The sequence below is a fragment of the Nonomuraea sp. H19 genome (assembly GCF_052068215.1).
Lineage (GTDB): Bacteria > Actinomycetota > Actinomycetes > Streptosporangiales > Streptosporangiaceae > Nonomuraea.
Map to the genome: position 1 here is coordinate 34,536 of NZ_JBQHCV010000014.1, position 20,170 is coordinate 54,705.

At 69.8% G+C, this 20,170-nt stretch carries 20 protein-coding genes; 1 reads left to right on the forward strand and 19 read right to left on the reverse strand.

Annotation, left to right across the window (positions count from 1 at the left end; all coding sequences use genetic code 11):
* Positions 1-27 precede the first annotated feature (27 nt).
* The 8 genes from ACTMTI_RS29380 to ACTMTI_RS29415 form a co-directional block, all read right to left on the reverse strand.
* Positions 28-789 (reverse strand): hypothetical protein, encoded by a 762-nt coding sequence (locus tag ACTMTI_RS29380; RefSeq protein WP_441123794.1) that lies wholly within the window; start codon positions 787-789, stop codon positions 28-30.
* 505 nt (positions 790-1,294) lie between these two features.
* Positions 1,295-2,755: an MFS transporter gene (locus tag ACTMTI_RS29385; RefSeq protein ID WP_441123795.1), complete on the reverse strand. Its 1,461-nt coding sequence runs from the start codon at positions 2,753-2,755 to the stop codon at positions 1,295-1,297.
* A 92-nt stretch (positions 2,756-2,847) separates the two neighbouring features.
* Positions 2,848-3,294, reverse strand: a complete 447-nt coding sequence (locus tag ACTMTI_RS29390; protein ID WP_441123796.1) for an Rrf2 family transcriptional regulator — start codon at positions 3,292-3,294, stop codon at positions 2,848-2,850.
* Positions 3,295-3,451: 157 nt separating this feature from the next.
* On the reverse strand, positions 3,452-4,942 hold the full coding sequence (locus ACTMTI_RS29395) for a SulP family inorganic anion transporter (protein WP_441123797.1): 1,491 nt from the start codon (positions 4,940-4,942) through the stop codon (positions 3,452-3,454).
* Positions 4,943-4,952: 10 nt separating this feature from the next.
* Positions 4,953-5,558: a carbonic anhydrase gene (locus ACTMTI_RS29400; protein WP_441123798.1), complete on the reverse strand. Its 606-nt coding sequence runs from the start codon at positions 5,556-5,558 to the stop codon at positions 4,953-4,955.
* Between the two features lie 638 nt (positions 5,559-6,196).
* Positions 6,197-7,048 (reverse strand): F510_1955 family glycosylhydrolase, encoded by an 852-nt coding sequence (locus ACTMTI_RS29405; RefSeq protein WP_441123799.1) that lies wholly within the window; start codon positions 7,046-7,048, stop codon positions 6,197-6,199.
* Positions 7,049-7,061: 13 nt separating this feature from the next.
* Positions 7,062-8,279 carry a multicopper oxidase family protein gene (locus ACTMTI_RS29410; RefSeq protein ID WP_441123800.1) on the reverse strand — a complete coding sequence of 406 codons (1,218 nt, stop codon included), beginning with the start codon at positions 8,277-8,279 and terminating at the stop codon, positions 7,062-7,064.
* 387 nt (positions 8,280-8,666) lie between these two features.
* Complete coding sequence (locus ACTMTI_RS29415; protein WP_441123801.1) at positions 8,667-9,059, reverse strand: hypothetical protein; 393 nt, start codon at positions 9,057-9,059, stop codon at positions 8,667-8,669.
* Positions 9,060-9,189: 130 nt separating this feature from the next.
* On the opposite strand from ACTMTI_RS29415, the gene ACTMTI_RS29420 reads away from it, so the two are divergent.
* Positions 9,190-9,318, forward strand: coding sequence for a hypothetical protein (locus tag ACTMTI_RS29420; RefSeq protein ID WP_441123802.1), 129 nt, complete (start codon positions 9,190-9,192; stop codon positions 9,316-9,318).
* A 38-nt stretch (positions 9,319-9,356) separates the two neighbouring features.
* Here the strand turns inward: ACTMTI_RS29420 and ACTMTI_RS29425 are convergent, their stop codons facing one another.
* The 11 genes from ACTMTI_RS29425 to ACTMTI_RS29475 form a co-directional block, all read right to left on the reverse strand.
* Entirely contained in the window at positions 9,357-9,977 is a 621-nt protein-coding gene (locus ACTMTI_RS29425; RefSeq protein WP_441123803.1) for a VOC family protein, read from the reverse strand.
* A complete protein-coding gene (locus tag ACTMTI_RS29430) occupies positions 9,974-10,543 on the reverse strand; it encodes an alkylhydroperoxidase domain protein (RefSeq protein ID WP_441123804.1) in 570 nt (189 codons plus the stop codon). The genes ACTMTI_RS29425 and ACTMTI_RS29430 overlap by 4 nt, the downstream gene beginning before the upstream one ends.
* Positions 10,540-11,127: a CMD domain protein gene (locus ACTMTI_RS29435; RefSeq protein WP_441123805.1), complete on the reverse strand. Its 588-nt coding sequence runs from the start codon at positions 11,125-11,127 to the stop codon at positions 10,540-10,542. The genes ACTMTI_RS29430 and ACTMTI_RS29435 overlap by 4 nt, the downstream gene beginning before the upstream one ends.
* A complete protein-coding gene (locus ACTMTI_RS29440; RefSeq protein ID WP_441123806.1) occupies positions 11,124-12,116 on the reverse strand; it encodes a putative FMN-dependent luciferase-like monooxygenase in 993 nt (330 codons plus the stop codon). The genes ACTMTI_RS29435 and ACTMTI_RS29440 overlap by 4 nt, the downstream gene beginning before the upstream one ends.
* On the reverse strand, positions 12,113-13,660 hold the full coding sequence (locus ACTMTI_RS29445) for a dipeptide ABC transporter ATP-binding protein (protein ID WP_441123807.1): 1,548 nt from the start codon (positions 13,658-13,660) through the stop codon (positions 12,113-12,115). The genes ACTMTI_RS29440 and ACTMTI_RS29445 overlap by 4 nt, the downstream gene beginning before the upstream one ends.
* Entirely contained in the window at positions 13,657-14,445 is a 789-nt protein-coding gene (locus ACTMTI_RS29450) for an ABC transporter permease (RefSeq protein WP_441123808.1), read from the reverse strand. Before ACTMTI_RS29450 ends, ACTMTI_RS29445 begins: the two co-directional genes overlap by 4 nt.
* Entirely contained in the window at positions 14,442-15,371 is a 930-nt protein-coding gene (locus tag ACTMTI_RS29455) for an ABC transporter permease (RefSeq protein ID WP_441123809.1), read from the reverse strand. The genes ACTMTI_RS29450 and ACTMTI_RS29455 overlap by 4 nt, the downstream gene beginning before the upstream one ends.
* Positions 15,368-16,987, reverse strand: coding sequence for a TIGR04028 family ABC transporter substrate-binding protein (locus ACTMTI_RS29460; RefSeq protein ID WP_441123810.1), 1,620 nt, complete (start codon positions 16,985-16,987; stop codon positions 15,368-15,370). The genes ACTMTI_RS29455 and ACTMTI_RS29460 overlap by 4 nt, the downstream gene beginning before the upstream one ends.
* Positions 16,988-17,115: 128 nt before the next feature.
* Complete coding sequence (locus ACTMTI_RS29465) at positions 17,116-17,430, reverse strand: ABC transporter substrate-binding protein (RefSeq protein WP_441123811.1); 315 nt, start codon at positions 17,428-17,430, stop codon at positions 17,116-17,118.
* Between the two features lie 286 nt (positions 17,431-17,716).
* Positions 17,717-19,051, reverse strand: a complete 1,335-nt coding sequence (locus tag ACTMTI_RS29470) for a lanthionine synthetase LanC family protein (RefSeq protein ID WP_441123812.1) — start codon at positions 19,049-19,051, stop codon at positions 17,717-17,719.
* Between the two features lie 556 nt (positions 19,052-19,607).
* Positions 19,608-19,847 (reverse strand): hypothetical protein, encoded by a 240-nt coding sequence (locus ACTMTI_RS29475; protein ID WP_441123813.1) that lies wholly within the window; start codon positions 19,845-19,847, stop codon positions 19,608-19,610.
* Positions 19,848-20,170 lie beyond the last annotated feature (323 nt).

A 20,170-nucleotide genomic window follows, 5' to 3' on the forward strand; every position in this document is an offset into this window, starting at 1 on the left:
CGGCCTCGCTTTCGGGGTGGGTGTCCGTCACTCGGAGTGAGTCAGCCGGACATATCCGTACGGGTTGAAGAACAGATCGTCCTCGTCGTAGCGGTCGCATGTGCCGGTGCGCAGCAACCAGCGGGGTGCGTCCTCGGCCATCCGGAAGCCGGCGCCGTCCTCGATCTCCTCTGCGCGCGGATCGGTCAGCAAGTAGATCGCCAGCGTGTCTAGGTGCGCGACCAGCTCACGCAGTCCGGCCTCGGTCGGATGCTCCTCATCGACCTCGATCTCTACCTCGGGCGCGCCGAGCAGGTGCATGCCGCAGCTGTAGAGCACCTGACCGTCATAGATCGGCCGCTTCACCCAGGCGGCGACGAGCGCGCCGGCCAGGCCCTCGTCGTTGGTGTCGGCCGCTCGGTCGGCCAGCGCGAGCCAGCGGTCCCGGCCGTGTGCTATCCCACTGCTCTCGCTCTTCACCGCCGTGGCGGCGCCGGACTGCAACAGAGCGGCCGTCGCCGCCAGCAGCCGCCGCGAAGTGTCGGCCGCCAGGCCCCGCATCATCGGCGCGGACAGCAAGTAGCCGACGGTGCCATGGGACTCCACTGCGGCCCAGTCCGCCTCGTCGAAGGAGGTCACCCCCGCCATACTGGCCTCGAACGCCTCCCGCATCCGAGGGTCAGGTTCGGCCTCGGAGTAGTCGTGGTCGAGGACGAAACCGCCGAAGCCAGCCGCGATTCGTTCCATCTCCGAAAGGTCCGGCCCGGAGCCGAGCACGCACAGCACGTGCCGAGGAAACGCTTCACCCATCCCGGCACATTATCGATCATTACCAATGTTTCGCGTCGATTCCCGCGATCTCCCGAGATCCGGGGACGACGATACGGCTGTCACCGCATTGCTAGCGGAACCACCGGACCATCTCCTCCAGATACATCAGGCCCCAGCGGCGAGCGCATCGCCGCGGGGGCCGGCCAAGGACATCAACAAGCTTCCCCAAAGGTCTCGATCCTCGAGTACGCCGCCGACAGGAAAGAGGCCCGCTCCCGAGCCCACTTCGAAGTGGGCGCCGCCGCTTCGGTGGGTCCAGGCGGCGATGCGGGTCCTCGGCGTCGCCATGAACGTCGCGCAGCTCCCTCGATAGCTTGAGGCCATGGGATTCGGCAAAGCGCTGTGGATTCGCCGATCCGGATCTCTTAACGCTCCGCTCGGCGCGATCGGCCAGATGACGGCACTCGGCCTCAGGCTCACGCACGTGCCAAGTGGCTATGTTCCACTGAACGAGCTCCTCCCCTGGCGTCCATCAGACTGATCTTCAGCCCTTCGGCTTCGCCTGGTCCAGTGGGGCCTTGTCCGCGTCGCGGGACGGCGTGGCCGCGGGGCGCATCCGGTAGGCGACGATCAACGCCGGGACGACGACCGCGGCCATGGCCAGGAAGGCGTCGGAGAAGGCAGCGCCTTCGTGACCGGGGTACAACGGGTTGATGGAGTCGCTGCCGGTTTGCTGCCTTGCGGTCACCAGCACACCGAACAGGGCCGGGCCGGTGCCGGCGCCGAGGAACTGGGCTCCTTGGAGGATCCCGAGGCCGACGCCGACCTGGTCGGCCGGCAACGCGCTCGCCGCGGCGCTGATGATCGGGGTCATCACGAAGAGGAAGCCGACGCTGAGCCCGAGAATCCCGACCGCCGCGGGGATCACCGACGTGCCTCCCGTGAAGGTCGAGAGGAACAGGGCGAACAGCCCGATGGCTGCGAGACCCGTCAGCACCAGGGGCCGGGTGCCGATGCGGTCGGCGAGGCGACCGATCAGCGGCGAGACGACGGCGACGGCGACCCCGGCCGGGATCATGACCAGGGCCCCCGCCCCCGGGCTGAGGCCGTTGACGTCAACCAGCAGCAGCGGAACGAATACCAGGCCGCCCAGATTGATGATCATAGCTAGGAACGCGACGACGACCGCGGCCCGGTAGACCTGGTTGGCGAACAACGCAGGCGGGACGAACGGCTGCGCGACGCGGACGGTCCGCCACCCGAACAGCGCGATCGCCGCGACCGCCACCACGAGGCTGACCCAGGACGAGGGTGCGGCGAAGCCGGCGACCTGCGCCTGAGTCATGCCGAACAGAACCAGCCCGGCGCCGAGGCCCAGGAGGATGCCGCCAGGAAGATCGAATCGACCCGCACCCGCCGGGGCATCGGCCGGCAGCACACGCAACGCCGCGGGAAGCAGTACCAACGCGACCACAAGCATGAGCCAGAACAGCGCGGGCCATCCGAAGAACTGGCCGATCCCGCCGCCAACGGCCGGTCCGGCGGCGGTGCCGATACCCGCGGCCGCGGAGACGACACCGATCCCCATCCCTCGCTTGTCCGCCGGCATCAACCTGGTGACGGCAATGATCGAAAGCACGGGTATCGCGGCCGCGCCCACCCCCATCACGATCCGCCCGAGCACGAGCACGAGGAGATCCGGGGCGAGCGCGCAGATCAGGCTCCCGGCAGCGTAGGTCAGCAGGGCGAAACCGAAGAGGCGCCGCAGGCTCACCCGGTCGGAGATGCGGCCGTAAAAGGGGATACCGATCGAGAACATCAGCAGGAAGCCGGTGACGACCCACGCGAGTTCCGCCTCGGAAGCCCCGAACTCCGCTCCGATCGACGGGAGCACGAGATTGACCATGTCGCTGGCGATGACCGTGGCAAGCAGCGCCGACATGAGCACTGCCAACAGGGCCAGCCCTGAGCCTGTTTGATTGGTTGTGGTCGACGTCGGTGTCATTCGACGCATCCTCCGCGCGGCAGTTACTGCCACTACCGTAGTTACAGTTAGGACAAAAGAACGGCGGAGGACCTGCCTCCGCCACTGCTCAGCTACCGATTCGGTAGCGCGAGTTCACGCTCGATGTCCAGCACCTGCCGGAGCAGGTGGGCGATGGTCGTTCGGCCGAGCCGTTCTTCCATGGCCCTTTCCGCGTCCCGGAACTCCGCTTCGAGCACAGCCTGCATGTTGCGCCCGACCTCGCATGCGTCGCTGGGTGGATGAGCGTGCCGCGACAGGATCGGCCCCTCCTCGACGGCGCTGTACGCGTCGTAGAGCGTGATCTCGCGCGGAGCACGGGCAAGGGACCAGCCGCCACCGCGCCCCTCGGTGGACCACACCAGGCCGGCGTCCCGCAGGCTGCCGAGGATGCGCCGCACGAGAACCGGATTGCTCGCCAAGCTGTCCGCGATCTCCGCGGAGGTCAGCGAGCGTTCACCCCAGCGCGCCAACATCGTGAGCGCGTGAATCGCGACCGCGCTCCTGCTGCTGAGACCCAATGCGACCCCTTCGCACTCCGCCGCGCCACCGACCGAACTGTAACGAGGCTAGTTGCAGTTTGATCGCTCGTCAATCCGGCACCTGACGAGCTGGAGCCCGGAAGGCCGACGATGTGAAAGTCCGGTACTGCCGTCGGCAGTACCGGACCCCCGGGGCCTACCGCGCGCCCGCCGGGACCTGCTCGCCCATCCGGCCCCGTTGAGCCGCCCACGCGTCCAAGGTGTCGCGGGTCGCCTCGTCCAGGTGGTGCAGCTCGCTCAGGTCGAGCCGCACGCCCGCGGCGTCCGGCACCGATTGGAGGGATCGGTGCATCTGGGGAAGGCGCAGGAACGTGGCATTGCCGCGGAGCCGCACGTGCACGTGCCCCCGATCGTCGTGCTCCCAGCTGACCGTCACGTGTGACAGCCGCCAGGCCGCCAGCAGGACGGCCAGGCCCAGGCCGATCAGCACGCCGGTCAGCAGGTCAATGCCGGCGATCGTGATGGCGGTGATCAGTGCGATCGCCCCGTCCGCCCGATCCTGGCGCAGTGTCTGCACCAGCTTGACCGGGTTGATCAGCTTCCAGCCGGAGTGGAGGAGCAGCGCGGCCAGCGCGGTGAGCGGGATGGCCGCCAGCAGCCCAGGCAACGCGACCACGAACAACAGCAGCCACATCCCGTGGAGCAACCGTGACGCCTTGGTACGCGCGCCCGCCTGGACGTTGGCGGCGCTCCGTACGATGACCGCGGTCATCGGCAGTCCGCCGAGCGCGCCGCTCACCACGTTGCCCGCCCCTTGCGCGACCAGCTCGGCGTTGTAGCGGGTCGGCGGCCCGTCGTGCAGGCGATCGACGGCGGCGGCGCTGAACAGGCTCTCCGCCGAGGCCACGATCGCGATGGTCAGCATCGTCCCCAGCACCGCCGGATCGGTGACCATGGCGAGCTCCCCGGCCCCTGGCGGGTTCAGCGCACTGAGCAGCGAACCGACCTCGACCCGGGCCACGGGCAGATCGAACACCCACACCAGGGCTGCCGCGGCGGCCACCGCGACCAGCGGAGCGGGCACCGCCCTCAGCCGCATGGGCATCCGGCCCCACGTCACCAGCACGGCCAGGCACAGCAGGCCGACGCCCAGCGTCCACAGTGAAGCGGCGTCGTCCACCCCGGCCAGCAGGCCCGGGAGACTGAGCAGCCTGGCGATCGTGTCGGCCGGGGCGGTGCCCGCCGCCAGCGGGTAGAGCTGGCCGAGCACCAGGACCAGGCCGATGCCGGTCAGCATGCCGCGCACCACCGACGGGGAGATCGCCTGGAACCAGGTGCCCAGCCGGAACACGCCGAGCAGGATCTGCACCAGGCCGGCGCCCGCGGCGATCAGGCCGAGTGCGGCCAGGCCGTGTCGGGCGACCGCCTCGGCCACCAGGACGGTGAGCCCGGCGGCCGGTCCGCTGACCTGCAGGCTGCTGCCGGGGAGGGCGCCGGCGACCAGGCCGCCGACGATCCCCGTCACGATGCCGAGCTCCGCGGGCACCCCCGAGGCGACCGCGACGCCCACGCACAACGGCAGCGCCACCAGGAACACCACGACCGAGGCCCGCACGTCGGCGACTATCCACTGACGGTGCCGTTCGATGGCCGACGACGTGGACGAGGGGTGGGAGCTGTTCGCCATGTGCCCCTCCTCACAGCTCTCGGAACGAGAAGTCGACGCCTTCGCCCGGCTGAGCCGCCAGCACCCGGCCGGTGTCGATCTCGTAGTACCAGCAGTGCAGACGCAACTCCGCTCGATCCAGGCGCTCGCGCACCAGGGGCAGCGCGGCAAGTGCGGCGAACTGGGCCACCAGGTGCTGCCGTTCCGCCGTCCGCTGGGGATCATCACCATTGCCGTCGGCGATCCGGTACGGCACCCGCCGCGGCGCCGAGGCCAGCCAGCGCCCGGCGTTGGGCAGCCGTACCGGGTCGTGACCACCGGTGATGGCGGCGACGGCACCGCAGTGGGAGTGCCCGCACAAGATGATGTCGCGTACGGCGAGCGCGTTGACGGCGTACTCGACGGTGGCGAGCTCGCTCGACGGCGTGCCGGAATGGGAAGGGATGACGTTGCCCGCGGTGCGCAGCTCGAAGAGCTGCCCGGGGCGGGTACGGGTGATCTGCGTGGGGATCACGCGGGAGTCGGAACAGGTGATGAACATCGCCAGCGGCTGCTGACCCTCGGCGAGCCGGGCCCGGCCCGGGTCAGGGGACGTGCTGTGGGCGCGCGCGTGCGCCACGAGGTCGTGGAACTCCACGTGTTCTCGCTTCCAGGTAGGGGTTCTTCGTGCTGTGTGTGCCGATGTCGTCCGCGGACGACATCGGTGTCAGCAGCGGAACACCTGGATTGCGGATGGTGACGTGCTCGTGGCCCGTGCGCCGGCGGCACCGTCGTCGATGGGTGGGAGGGGGCGTGGTTCAGCCGCTCCTGTGGTCGCGACGATCCTGGCGGACAGAATACTGGGAGGGGCGCCGGTCCAGCGGCTGGAGACCCAGGCCCGCCTCCCGTCCGGAAGAAGGCCTGGGTGGGAAAGAGCCTCCGCGCACCCCTCGGCGACGCGGATGTTCGCAGGCCCGGACGACGGGTTCGGCGCGAGCGACGCCGTCTCGACAGCCGACGTCTCCGTATGCGTGAAGCTCGTTCGTTCGTGCCCAAGCTCTGTGGCCGCCGGCGACCACAGCGTGAGCACGAGGAGGATCGCGCCGAGCAGGCGCCGTTGCCACGCAGGGCCGATGGGCGGTCCGGGCAACGAGTCGTCTCCCCTCGCGATCTTCCGTCATGGTCTCGTTCGCTGGGATCGAGGCTAGCCGGACTCCTGTAAAGATCGGGTTAGATCGTGTTGAATTCATGTGTCATGCCGGCCGAGGGCCCGGCCGGCAGGCCCTCGGCTCGGATTTATGGCTGGTAGACGGTCGTGAAGTCCTTACCGCCGTTCACCGACTCATAGACGGTGCCGTCCATGGCTGCGGCCAGGAGCCGATCGGCGGACACGGCGGTGAAGGCCACGGCCTGCATGGGCAGGCGTCCCGTCGGCTGCCAGGTGGCGCCTCGATCGGCGCTGGACTGCACCTGGCCGTCGGGAGCCACGCCGACCAGGCTGTCCTTGCCGGTCACATCCAGGAACGACAACAGCGGAGCTCCCTTCAGCGCCTTGAAGCTCTTGCCGGAGTCGGTGCTGACCTTCACGCCGTCGGGTGTCGTGGCGTAGAGGCGATCGGGAGCGTCGGTGCCGATGGCCAGGTCGAGCAGGTCCAGCCGGGCGGCGGGCTTGAGATCCGAACCCTGCCCGTACCAGATCTGGCCGGTCTGGCTGTCGTACCCGTAGGCCGTCGTCCCCGCCACCTGCAGGGCGTGGAAGTCCGCCTGGCCGGCCAGGGCCACCTGCTCCCAGTTGAGGCCGGAGTCGGTGGAGCGGATCAGGCCCAGGTGCGGCGACTGCCCGGCGGTGATGTCGCCGGCGGCGGGGTGCCCGCTGGCGTAGAAGGTCTTCGGCCCAGCGACCGTGAAGCCCATATGGTCGGCGTCCCGGTCCCCCACTCTGACCAGTTTCCCGCTCTCCAGGGTGAACAGGCCGAAATGGCCCGCGATGTAAGTCTTGCCGGTCGCGGGGTCCACTCCCAGTCCGTGAACGTGCCCGACCCCCGGGTCCGAGGGCTGGGCAGCAGGGTTGGCCGCCGGCTCGTCCGCCGCGCCGCACGCTGTCAGGCCGAGGGCGAGGACGATCGCCAGTCCCCATTTCTTGATCATCGTGTCTGTCCTTTCAACCCTGGTAGCCGAGCAGGCTCATCATTCCGGCCTCGGCGTGGTAGACGTTGTGGCAGTGGATCATCCACACACCCGGGTTGTCGGCGTCGAAGTCGACGTGGAGAGTCCTGCCGGGCAGCACAATCGCGGTGTCCTTCCGGAGACCGGTGCCCGCCAGGGCGAAAGTATGACCGTGCAGGTGCATGGGATGCCACATCAGGCTCTGGTTGATGAACGACAGCCGGACCCGCTCACCGGACTTGATCGGCTCGATGACCTTCGGGTCGTACTTCCTGCCGTTGATGGCCCAGTCGTACTTGGCCATGCTTCCGGTGAGGTTGAGAGTGATCGTCCGGTCCGCGGCCCGTTGCGGCAGCTGTACGGCCTGCGCGGGTTTGAGCTGCTCGTAGTCGACGAGGCGACCGTCTAGCTCGGCGGGCCGCGCATCCGGCTGCGGAGCCCTGGCGCTCTTGGCGGTACGGACCAGGGCGCGGGCCGGCCCGCGTTTGCCTTCGGCCAGCGCGACCAGGGGGAAGGCGCCGTCCTTGAGGGTGACCAGCACGTCGTAGCGTTCGCCCATGCCGAGCAGCAACGCGTCGGTCTCCACCGGCTCCACCGGGAAGCCGTCGGCATGGGTGACGGTGAACTTGTGGCCGCCCAGCGCCACCCGGAACGCGGTGTCGCCGCCGGCGTTGATCAGCCTGATCCGCAGCCGGGCGCCCGGCTTGGCGGTGAACGTCTCCGCAGCGGCCGGCACCCTCCCGTTGACCAGGAAGTGCGGGTAGTAGACGTCCCCGGCGTCGCCGCCGAGCAGGTCGCTCTCGGCGTTCATCATCATGTGCGGCCACTTCGCCGACGCGCTCGGCGTGGGTGAAGGCGTTGGCATGGCCATGCCGTCGTGGCCGTCGTGACCGCCGCCGCCGGTCATCATGCCCGCCATCGCGGTCAGCTCGGCCAGCACGTCGTCGGGGGTTCCGGTCACGCCGTCCATCCAGTCGTCCAGGACGACGACCCATTCCTCGTCGTAGCCGAGCGGCTCGGCCGGGTCCTCGACGATCAGCGGCGCGTACAGGCCGCGGTCGAGCTGGGTGCCATGGTGCGGGTGGAACCAGTAGGTCCCCGGATGCGCGGCGGTGAACTCGTAGAGGCGCTCGCCACCGGACGGGACGGTCGGCTGGGTCACGTTCGGCACGCCATCGGCGTCATTGCGCAACGCCAGGCCGTGCCAGTGCACGGTCGTCTCCGCCGGCAACCGATTGACGAGCCTGCCCGGACGACCTCGCCCTTGCTGACGCGGATGGCCTGGCCTGGCAGGCGATCGCCGTACAGCCAGGTGTTCACGGTCTTTCCGGCGAGGTCGACCTGCGCTTCCTGGGCGAGGAGCTGGAACTCCCGTACCCGGCCCGGGCGGCGGGCGGCTTCGGCGGCGCGTACCTGTGCGCCGCCGGGTTGGACAAAGGTGGTGCTCTCGCTCGTAGAGCACGCTGACAGCAGGGCTCCTCCCGCCGCGGCCAAGCCGGCACGCAGGAAGAACCACCGATCGATGGAGGTCATGAATCGCTCACGGTTCGAAGCGGACAGGGAATCCTCTCGCTCCGGGCTCGGCCCGGACGACGGACTCCTACGTGCGCAGAACCGCTACGCGTTGGAGAGCGAGCGCGTACGGCCGCGGCGAGCCGCGCAGCGCGGGTAGTGCTGTGGAGCGCCGCCTTGCTGAGCCGGTGGCGGCCCCCGCGCGGCCAAGGCCGGAAAGGGCCAGCACGACCACGACGACGACCGCGGCCAGAGCGGCCAAGCACAGCACGACAGGGCCGGTGTCGGCACCGGCGGCGGCCTCGTGCCCCGCGTTCATGCCTGGATGATCGCCGACCGTCGCGGAAGCACAGGCGTCGGCCGTGGTGTGGGGGGCCGCGCAGAAGTGCCCGGTGGCGTAGGTGAGCCCGACGCCCAGCAGCGCGGATGCTATGAGCACGAGTTTCGGCAGCAACGCGGTCAACGCGTTCCTCCCGCTCATAGCTCCTCCCCACCAGACGGACACGAGCTCACCTTACCGCCGCAGACTCGCCCTCTATGATCGGCCTGGAGCAAAGGGTGGCGGAAAAGGGCCCAGCTCGTAACCGGCGAAGTCGAGGCCGCTATCGCTGATGATCTGGAAGGCCCTGATCCTGACGCGCCGGATCCCGCTGCGGCCCTCGGCGGTGACGTGGGCGTGCAGCGGGATCGGCCCGGCGGCGGGGGCCTCCCGGCGGGCCGGCAAGGCCGTGCGCTTGTGACAGGTACTCGCGCGGGGTGCTCCGGATCTCTCTTCTGGTCAGCGCAAAGTCACGGGGCCGAGCGGGGTGTCGATGACGGCGCGCAGCGCGGGTTCGGGTCCTGGCGAGATGCCGAGCCGGACGCCGAGAGCGGCCACGTCGTGCCGCAGCGCCTCCGGGTCGGGGTGCACGGCGGAGAAGGAGGTCAGGCTCACCAGGGGCAGGTCCGACTCGGCGGGGTGAGGTGTGTCGCTCCAGTCGATGAGGAACGGCACCACCCTGACCACCGCCGGATCCTCGCGCCGGGTGAGCCGCCACTCCAGCAGGAGGCCCGCCGGGGTACGCCTGGACAGGGGTTGTACGTCGCCGGGGTCGTAGCCCTGCTCGCGCGCCTGCCGCACCGCCGTGTCGATGTCACCGGGGCGCACGGCCCAGGCCGCAAGCCGCGGCGCGGTCAGGGTTTCCAGGCCGAACGCCCGCGGCCGCACGGACGCCTCCGGATCGGGGCCGATGATCTCCAGGTAGGAGGTAGGGCCGAAGCGGACGAGGTAGTTGGCGGTGCCCCCGGGGTGCCTGCCTCCGGGCACCGGGCGGACCCCGGTGCGCTCGGCGAATTCGGCGACCCCTGCGGCAAGGTCGGGCACCGCGTAAACAAGGTGGTCGAGCTGTGGTTCGGTCACTGATCCGCCTCCCGGGTGGGCTCGCCGAGCGAGAGCATGAGCCGGTTGGCCCAGTTGAAGAACGCGGCGGCGTGGATGGTGTCGCTGATGGCCAGGTCGTCGAGCCCGGCGGCGCGCAGTGCGGCGACGTGCTCGGGACCGAAGTCGGCCGGGGTCGCCGCGAGCGCCACGGCGGCGTCGATGACCGCCCGCCAGGTGCCGTCCTGCGGCGCATCGACGCCCTCGTCCAGCAGGCGCTGCACGTCGTCGGGGCGCTTGGCGTAGTGGGCGGCGAAGCGGGCGTGCACGGACGCGCAGAAGACGCAGCCGTTGCGGCGCGAGGTCGCGGTGGCGGCCAGCTCGCGCTCGGCGCGTGGCAGGCCACCGTCGGGGTTGTAGAAGATGTCGACGTCGGTCTTGGTCCGCGCGTGCAGAATGTCCGGATCACGTGCCAGCAGCAGGAAGTACGGTGACTTGGCGCGCGCCTTGTCGACCAGCGCCTCGTAGTGCTCGTCGGTCAGCTCATCGGCCGTCAGCGGCGCAAGCCATGGCTCCCAGCCGAGCTGTTCCCGGGTGAATCCGCTCATGAGGCCGATCCCTTCCGCAGCAGCCGCAGCCCGGCCACCACGCGTATCTGAAAGGTGAGGAAGGCGACGAGCTGCGACAACGTCACGATGCCCGTGGCGCTCCAACCCGCTTGGGCCAGCGCGTCCAGGGACTTCGCGCTCGATTCGCGCGGCCGGAACACCAGCAGGTGGGCGTGCTCGAACGCGCCGGCCAGCCGGACGCCCAGATCGGCGGGGCTACGCGGCCGGTAGCGCAGCCCTTCGTCGCTCTCCTCCGCCGGGCCGCCGGCCGGGTATACCCCGTAGGGCCCGGTGGTCCCGCCCGCCTCGATCTCGGCCTCCACGACCTTGAGCAGGCCGGGTGCGATCTCGGCCAGCCGGTCGGCGTAGAAGGAGGCGATCTCGGGATCCTGGTGCAGCCCGGCCACGAAGGCCGCGATGGCGTCCCGCTCCACGAGGGCTACCTCGCCTTCCGCGTCGGGCGTGAAGAGCGCGTCGTAGCTGCGCTGGGCGTGCTCGCGGGCGCCCGGCCGCCGGGCGCGCAGCCGGTCGAGCGAGGAGCCGGGTGTTATCCCGGCCAGGTGGTCGATGACATCGGCGATCATTTCGTGCTCAATTCGGTGGAGGGAAGCCAGCCGAGCGCGGGCGCGACCTCGGTCGCCAGCAGCTCGATCGAGCGGAGGATGAGCGGGTGCGGCGGGTCGACCGAGTGCACCTGGAAGACCAGATCGGTGACCCGTTCGAGGGTCGGGTCGGCCCGGAGGCTCTCGATGACGTCGTCAGGGGTGCCCAGATGCACATCGAAGGCGGCGATGCGGCGGTCGAGGTCGCTGTTGGGCAGCTCGAACGGCAGCCTGCCGCGGCCGAGCCCGAGCTCGGCGTACCGCAGTGCCTCGGCTCGGCTGTCGGCCACGAACGCGGTTCTCGACGCCATGATCCGCGGGGTCGCGCCCGGCGGCAGGTGCTCGTGGTAGGCGTCCACGATGGGCCGCTGGAGGTCCGCCAGCGTGGCCTGCGGGTCGTCGGCGGGCCGCGGCTGGGTACGCGACAACAGCAGCCCGTTGCCCGCCCGGCCCGCGCGGGCACCGCCGGAGACCGAGAACGTGGCCTCCCAGACGGCACGCGGCAGCCGGGGCGCGGGCGGGTAGAGCCGGTTGCCGCCGCCGAGGTCCTCCCCCGACCAAGCGTTGACCAGCACCGCCAGGTGCTCGGCGTAGAGGGCGGAGCGGTCGGCGCTGTCGTGGCCGAACGGCGGGAACGACGACGGCGTGCCACCGCTGCCCACGCCGACCTCCAGCCGGCCTCCGGTCAGCAGGTCGAGCACCGCGGTGTCTTCGGCCACCCGCACCGGATGCTCCAGCGGCAGCGTGATGATTCCCGTGCCGAGCCGGATGCGGCTGATGCGCGCGGCGACATGGGCGAGGAACACCAGGGGCGCGGGCAGACCGCCCTCGGCGCCGTCGAAGTGGTGTTGCGCCACCCACGCCGTGTCGAATCCGAGGGCCTCGGCGTGTTCGATCTGCTCGGCGGCCAGCCGGTAGCGCTCGCCCGGAGGCACGTCGTCGAGCAGCCGGGTGAAGAAGCCGAGCCTCATCGCACTCGCTCCGGGATCGCGGCCAGCAGCTCGCGGGTGTAGTCGTGCCGGGGCTCGGTGAAGACCTGCCGGGTGGTTCCGGTTTCCACGATGCGTCCTTTGCTCATGACGGAGACGGTGTGCGAGATCTGGCGCACCACGGCCAGATCGTGCGAGATGAACAGATATGTCAACCCCAGGTCACGCTGGAGCTGTTCGAGCAGGTCGAGGATCTGCGCCTGCACGGTGACGTCGAGGGCCGAGACCGCCTCGTCGAGCACGATCACCTCGGGTCCCGCGGCCAGCGCGCGGGCGATGGCCACCCGCTGCCGCTGACCGCCGGACAGCTCGCGCGGCCGACGCGCGGCCATATCCTGCGGCAGCGCCACCCGCTCCAGCAGGTCGGCGACCCGGGCGCGGCGAGCGGTCCGGTCGCCGACCCCGAAGTTGCGCAGCGGCTCCGCCACGATCTCCCCGATGGACTGGCGCGGGTCGAGCGACCCGTACGGGTTCTGGTAGACGAGTTGCACGTGGCGGCGGAAGCGGCGGCCGTCCGGCGCCCCGGCGATGGTCACCGTTCCCGACGTGGGCGTGACGAACCGCACCACCATCCTGGCGGTGGTGGTCTTGCCGGAGCCTGACTCGCCGACCAGCGCGTGTGTGGTGCCGCGGGCCACCTCGAAGGAGACGCCGTCGACGGCGCGGAACGGGCGCCGCCCGACGCGGAACTCCTTGACCAGGTCGCGGACCACGATCGCGGGCTCCGCCGCGTGAAGGTCGCGGAAGGGACGCGCCGTCAGGGCGGGGGCATCGTGGAAGAGCCGCCTGGTGTAGTTGGCTTCGGGGGCCGCCTGCACCGCGGCGGTCGGCCCTTGTTCCACGATGCGGCCGTCCTTCATCACCAGCAGGCGGTCCGACCGGCCCGCGGCCACGCCGAGGTCGTGGGTCACCAGCAGCAGGGCGGTGCCGTACTCGGCGCGCAGATCGTCGATGAGGTCCAGGATGCGCCGCTGCACGGTGACGTCGAGGGCGCTGGTCGGCTCGTCGGCGATGATGAGAGCGGGTTCGAGCGCGATGGCGATGGCGATGAGCACGCGCTGGCGCATGCCGCCGGACAGTTCGTGCGGATACTGTCGGGCCCGCGTCTCCGGGTCGGGCAGGCCGACGCGGGCGAGCAGGTCGAGCACGCGATGGCGGATCGTGCGGCGGTCGCCGCGCCCGTGGATCCGCAGCACCTCGCCGATCTGGGAGCCGATGGTCTTCACCGGGTTCAAGGAGTTCGCCGGGTCCTGCGGGATCAGGCCGATCTGCGTTCCGCGTACGGACCGCAGGCGGCGCTCGGACCAGGTGGCCAGGTCGGCCTCGCCGAACAGGATCCGGCCGCCGTCCAGGGAGGCGTTGCCCGGCAGCAACCCGATGATCGCGTGTGCCGTGGTGGTCTTGCCGGATCCTGACTCGCCGACGACGGCGACGACCTCCCCCGGCTCGATCGCGAAGGAGATCCCTTCCACGGCGCGCCTGCCGTCGTAGGAGACCGCGAGGTCGCGGACGTCCAGCAGGCTCATGCCCGCTCCTTTCCGATCGAGCGGCTGATGCGGCCAGCGGCCAGCACGACCGCGACCACCACGGTCCCGGGCAGCGTGGTCAGCCACCATGACGTGGCCAGATAGTTGCGTCCCTCGGAGATGAGCAATCCCCATTCCGGGGTGGGCGGCTCGGCGCCGTACCCGAGGAAACCGAGCGTCGAGATGGCCAGGATGGCCGCGCCGAACTGCAGGGCGGCCAGCGCGATGACGGGGCCGAGCGAGTTCGGCAGCACGTGCCGCCACAGCACGGCCGGGAACCTGCCGCCGCTGCCGAACGCGGCCTCCACGTAGTCGGTACGCCGGACCCGCACCACCTCGGCGCGCGACAGCCGGGCGAAGGCCGCCACCGAGCCGACGCCCACGGCGATCGCCACGTTGACCGTGCCGGGCCCGAGCAGGATGATCACAGTAAGGGCCAGGAGCAGGCCGGGCACCGACAGCAGCACGTCGACGATCCGCATGACCGCCGCGTCCGCCACCCCGCCGGCCGCCCCGGCCAGCAGCCCGAGCAGCGTGCCGAGCAGCAGGCCCACCGCCACGGCGGTGAACGCGCCCGACAGCGAATGCACGGAGCCGTGCACCACCCGGGTGAACAAGTCGCGCCCGACCGCGTCGGTGCCGAACAGGTGATGCGCGCTCGGCGCCTGGAGCTTCTCGGCGGGTACGCCGGCGATCGGGTCGTATCCGGTGAAGACGCCCGGTACGACGGCCCAGAGCAGCACGAGAGCGATCACCGCCCAGGCGAGTATCGGCCCGGCCTTCACGTCGCCGCCTTCAGCCGCGGGTCGAGGATCGGGAACACCACGTCCACGACCAGGTTGACCAGCACGAACACGGTGGCGGCCAACACGACGACGGCGAGCATCACCGGCGTGTCCTGCGCGCCCACGGCCTGCTCGGTCAGCCTGCCGATGCCGCCCCGGCCGAAGACGGTCTCGGTCACGACGGAGCCCGCGATCAGCTCGCCGAACGTCAGCCCCGCCACGGTGAGCGTGGGCAGCACGGCGTTGCGGGCCACATGCCGCCACAGGATCCACCACCGCGTCGCGCCCTTGGCCGCGACCACCGGTACGAACGGCTGCGCATAGACCTGGTCGATGCCGCGGGCGAGCACCTGCGCGATGGGCGCCGAGATCGGCACGGCCAGCGTCAGCACGGGCAGGACGAGCTGCTGCAGCTCGCTGCCGCCGATCACCGGGACCAGCTTCAGCCGGAACGAGAAGATCTGGATCAGCAGGATGCCCAGCCAGAACGCGGGGACGGAGATGAACAGCGACGGCACCGACAGCAGCGCACCGCGCAGCCACGAGGTCGCGCTGTAGCTCGCCGCGAACGCGATCACCACGGCGATCAGCACGGCCAGCAGGAAAGCGGCCGAGGCCAGCCGGGCCGTCTCCGGCAGCGCCTCGCCCAGCCGCTCGATCACCGGCGTGCCGGTGTCGATCGAGTAGCCGAAGCCGCCGCTCAGGAAGCCGAGCAGGGTGTGGAAGTAGTCGGCCACCGGCGAGCCGCCGCCGTAGTAGGCGCGGATCTCGGCGATCTGCTGAGGTGACAGGCCGAGCTCGGGGTTCTGGAACTTGATCAGGATCGAGTCGCCGGGCAGGAGCTGCAGCAGCACGTAGCTCGCCGTGAAGGCGGCCCACAGCACGAGCGCCGCCTGCCCGGCCCGCCACAGGAGGTATCTCGTCACTGCTGCGACTTCCACACCGAGTAGAACCAGGGGCGGCCGACCGCCTCGAAGGCGACGCTCTGGACGTGCGGCGCGGCGCCGTACACCTGGGGCTCCTCGAACAGCGGGATCGCGTAGCCCCGCTCGATCACGTACCGCTGGATCTCGGCGACCTTGGCGTTGCGCTCGGCCACGTCGGGCTCGGCGGACTCCTCCTCCAGCAGCCGGTCCAGCTTCTCGTCGTCGGAGAGGATGACGTCGCGGTTCTGGCTGTGGAAGTGGCTCTTGATCACGTCCTGGTCGGCGCGGCCGACCATGCCGTGCTGGATGGCGGTCTTCTCTGCGTTCTTGATGTCCACGGCCTGGGTGCCGGCGTCGGCGGGGCGGATCTCCAGCTTCACGCCGATCTTCGTCCACTGCTGAGCGACGAGCTCGAGTGTCTGCTTCGACAGCGGTTGCGGGCCGGAGACGAACACGCCGAGCCGCAGCTGCGTGCCGCCCTTGGCGCGGATCCCGTCTGCGCCGCGCACCCAGCCGGCCTGGTCGAGCAGGGCGTTGGCCTTGGCGGGGTCGTAGGCGAGCTCCTTGGACAGGTCCACGTAGCCCTGGGCGAGGTGGCTGAGCACGGAGGTGGCGACCGGGTAGCTCGCGGTGAACAGGGTGTCGACGATCTCCTTGGCGTTCGTGCCCGCCTGCAGCGCCCTGCGGACGTCGAGGTCCTTCAGGATGCTGTTCGACGGCCGCAGGTAGAGGCCGTTGTTCACGCCCCGGGTGGGCTCGGCGTAGATCTGGAAGCCCGCGTCCTTGACGGTCTTCTCGTCGTACGCCTGGACGTAGCGCACCATGTCGGCCTGGCCGGAGGTCAGCGCGCCGACGCGCACGTTGTCCTCCGGCGTCACGATGATCTTGATTTCGTCGAGGTAGGCCCGGCCTTGATGCGGGGAAGACGACGGCGCCCAGTTGTAGTCCTTACGTGCGACCAGGTCGACCTCCTTGTCGACGATCTGGTTCTTCAGCGTGAAGGGGCCGGAGCCGATGATGTTCTTCAGCTGGCACTGCTGCTCGTACGGCAGGGAGATCGTCTTCTTGGACACCAGTCCGGCGCCGATGACCGACGTTCCCTGCAGGAAGCCGGGTGAGGGCTTGTCGAAGTGGAACTTCACCGTCTTCGCGTCGACGACTTCACTGCGCTCGTAGTTGTTGACGAACTCCGCGACGGGCAGCTTGAGCTTGGGATCGCCCAGGCCGTACACGTCGAAGTTGGCAGCCACGGCCGAGGCGTCGAGCGGGCTGCCGTCGCTGAACGTCACGCCGTCGCGCAGATGGAAGGTGTATTCGGTGGCGTCCTCGTTGATCTCCCACTTCGTGGCGATCCACGGCTCGATCTTGAGCGTTTCGGGGTTCTGCCAGGTCAGCTTGTCGGTGATCTGGTTGAGGATGCCGCCGTTGGGATAGAAGCCGGCGGCGGGCAGGTAGAGGCAGGTCGGGGGCTGATGCTCCAGGTAGGTCAGCGTGCCGCCGTGAACGGGCTTGCCGTCGCCTTGCGCCGCTCCGACAGCTCCCCCGCCGCCACAGGCGCCGAGGAGCCCCACGACGGTGAGCATGACGGCGGCGATCAGCGGTCTGGATGGAGACATGGGGGTACTGCCCTTCACGAAGGTTTGCGGCACTAAAGCCACTATAACCTACCTAAATAGTGGGGAGTTCATGCGCGGTACGGAGGCGACCAGGTCGGGCCCGCCGGACTTGAGGTCCTTTGCGCCCTTCAGCGACTTCGGCGAGACCTGCCCGACGTACGGCGAGGCGAGGAAGTCAGCGCGTCCGGTTCCTTGAGCGTGATCTTCAACTGGTGCGATGCCACGACCTCGGCCTGGCCGAAGGCCTTGAGCTGGATCGCGGCGACCGCCGGGTCGTAGCCGGGCGCCTGGAACTGGTCGAGGTTGGCCTTGACGGCGGCGGCGTCGAACTTCGTGCCGTCGTGAAAGGTCACGTCGCCGCGCAGGTCGAGGGTGTAGGTCAGCCCGCCGTCCGACACCTTCCACGCCTTGGCCAGCCACGGCCGATAGGAGCCGTTCCTCACGGGGAGAAGGCATGCTCACGCAGCGCCCCGGCGGCGGGCCCGGGGTGGGGAAGAAGCGGTCGTCGGCGGGGGCGTGGGCGGCATCGGCCACGCCGGAAGCACGAGGGTGAAGGCTGGCGGCGGGGCGCCCGCCGCTACGGGTCCGTGATCAACGACACTGCGCGCTGGCGACGTGGCCGAAGTCCACGTAAGAGCGCCCGGTCAGGAGGAAGCCCTGGCTCATACCTACGACGCTAAGCTGCGACCCCGAATAAGTCAACATTTCCTACTGGTTTATAGGGTAATACTAGTCACGCAACCCGGCCGCCGGCACCGGGATGGCGGGGAACGGGTTGTCAGGCAGGAGGACGACTCGGCGCGCCTGGCGCGGCTGCATGGCGGCGTCGAGATGCAGCAGGGCCGCGCCGATGCCGGCTGCGCCGACCATGTAGCCGGTGTCCGCGCTCACTTCGCCGGGACGAAGCCGCCGATATGCCTGGTACCAGCGGAAACCCTGGCCATCGGGATCGGTGGCGCCACCGATGAGGTGCTCGGCGAGCTCGCGGGCGTGGGTCAGATAGGCGTCGTTCCCGGTCTCGGCCCACAACCCGACGAAGAGCTCCAGCAGCCCGGCGGTGCCGCAGCACTGGCAGGCCACGTTCCAGAACCCGGCCGTGCGCCGCTTCGGGACTCCGCTCTGGACGATGCCGTTGGCCAGGCGCTCCACCCACTCCAGATGACTCAGAGCGCCCGTCACCCGGTACAGCTCGTAGAACATCCGCGCCACCCCCGCCGAGCCGGAGCAGAACCCCAAGTAGTGCAACTGGCGCCCCTCCGGCACATGGTGAGGCACGACGGCGCACCTGTCGGTCACGACGCTGACCTCGCGGACGAAGCCGGCGCCCCGGCCCGCCGCCTCCAGGAAGCGCCGCTCGCCGGTGACGCCGTACAGGCGGGCCAGAAGGAAGGCCGTGCCGGCCGTGCCGGCGAGAAATCCTGGCGTGACCGCGTCCACGGGCAGATCCGGGCAGTCGCCGAAGCGGTGGCCGGGGACGGCCAAGGCGGCGATGCGCTCCCCCGCCGCCACCGCGATCTCCTCGTACGCCGGCACGCCCAGCGCGGTGGCGGCGCGCAGCAGCCCGAGCACGATCCCGCCATCACCATGCTGAGCGGGATCACCCGTCCAGCCCGGGCCACCGTCCAGCGGGCGGGCCGCGCGGACGATGTGCTCGGCCATGTCCACGGCCTCCTGCTCCAAGCCGCCGTCGCCCAGCGCCCACCCTGCCTCGATCAGCGCCACGACCGTGCCGCTCAAGCCGTGGTAGAGGGACAGGTCGGCCTGCTCCCGCCACGTGGCGGCGAGGTAGCGGGCGCCCTCGCGGGCGTCCTCCAAGTACGCCTCGTGACCGGTCGCCGCCGCCAGCTCCAGGAAGAACAGCACGATCCCGGCCGCCCCGGCGTAGAGGGACCCAGGCTCGGCCGCGGCGAGCGCCGACCTGCCCCGGACGTCGGGGTTGGCGATCCAGTGCCGCCCGTGCGCCTCGTCCACGGCGGCGGCGCGGATCCATCGCCCGGCCAGGATCGCGGCGGTCAAAGGCGTCTCGGCACGCTCGCTCGGCGAACGGATCCTGTCCAAACCCATGCTCGATTATCCCATACTTCTGGTAGGAAAACCATGCATTCATCTCCTACCCTCGAAAAGGGTCGGCGACGGCCGCATTGGCGCCCCGTGCGCCAAACGCTTGGCGCGTCTTGCGGGCTGCCGCCCGATGCCGCCATGGGACGTCGGTGGTTTCTCAGGCGTGCCAGAGGTGTCGGGTGTTCACCGACCGGGAGAACCTCGTCCGCTCTTCAGGTCACACGCATACCTGTACGGCACGATCCAGATCGACATGGACACCCACCTGGACCTGGGGCTTGCGGGTGATGCCGCGCGCACACTCGGGGCAACCTGGCGTTCGAACGGCCGATACCGTAGAGAGCAGAGCTCACACTGCACCAGGCCTTCGGACACGACATGGATATGATCACGGCCCGTGTTACCGCTTGGGCCTGAAGCGATACTCGACTCAGCTCGCTGTCCAGAAATGTTCCTTTTTGAACGGGTGGTCGACCAGGACCGATGCCGTCCAGAACCTCCATCCAAGAATTACTCGGCCCGCGATCGAGGATCTTTTCAAGGGAGTCCATCGCGGCGCTCACATGATGTCTCGCCGCAGCGGGGATGCCACGGCGACGGCAACCGCGATCAGGGCGTAGCAGACCAGGACGGCAGCACCTGCCGGCGCGGACAGCAGTTGGGCCGCAGAGGTACCGGTCTGGCTGGCGATGGCGTCCGCCAGATAGGTGAAGCCGGTCAGTGCGGCAGTGGCGCCGCCTGGGAGATAGGGATAGAGCACTTTGATTCCCGGGATGAGCATCAGCACGGTCTCGATCATGTAGAAGTTCCTGGCCGGCACCGTCTACGTCAACCGCCTCGACCCGGCGCTGCTCGTGCACGCCCGTCTTGGCTCCTCCTCGTGGACCCTCAACCTCGGCCATCCGATCGCCTGGCTTCTGCTCAGTGTTCTCACCGTTACCTGATCGTGCTCGCGGGGCTGGCGTTGGCCGGCGTCGTTGATCTGCCGGAGAAGCACAGCCTCTTCTGATGATTGGCCGGTGACACTGTTACCGCTTGGGCCTGAAGCGATACTCGACTCAGCCAGGATCGACCGGAGCGAGAGAATGCCGGTGAGTGAGCACGTACCTGGCAAGCTGCTGG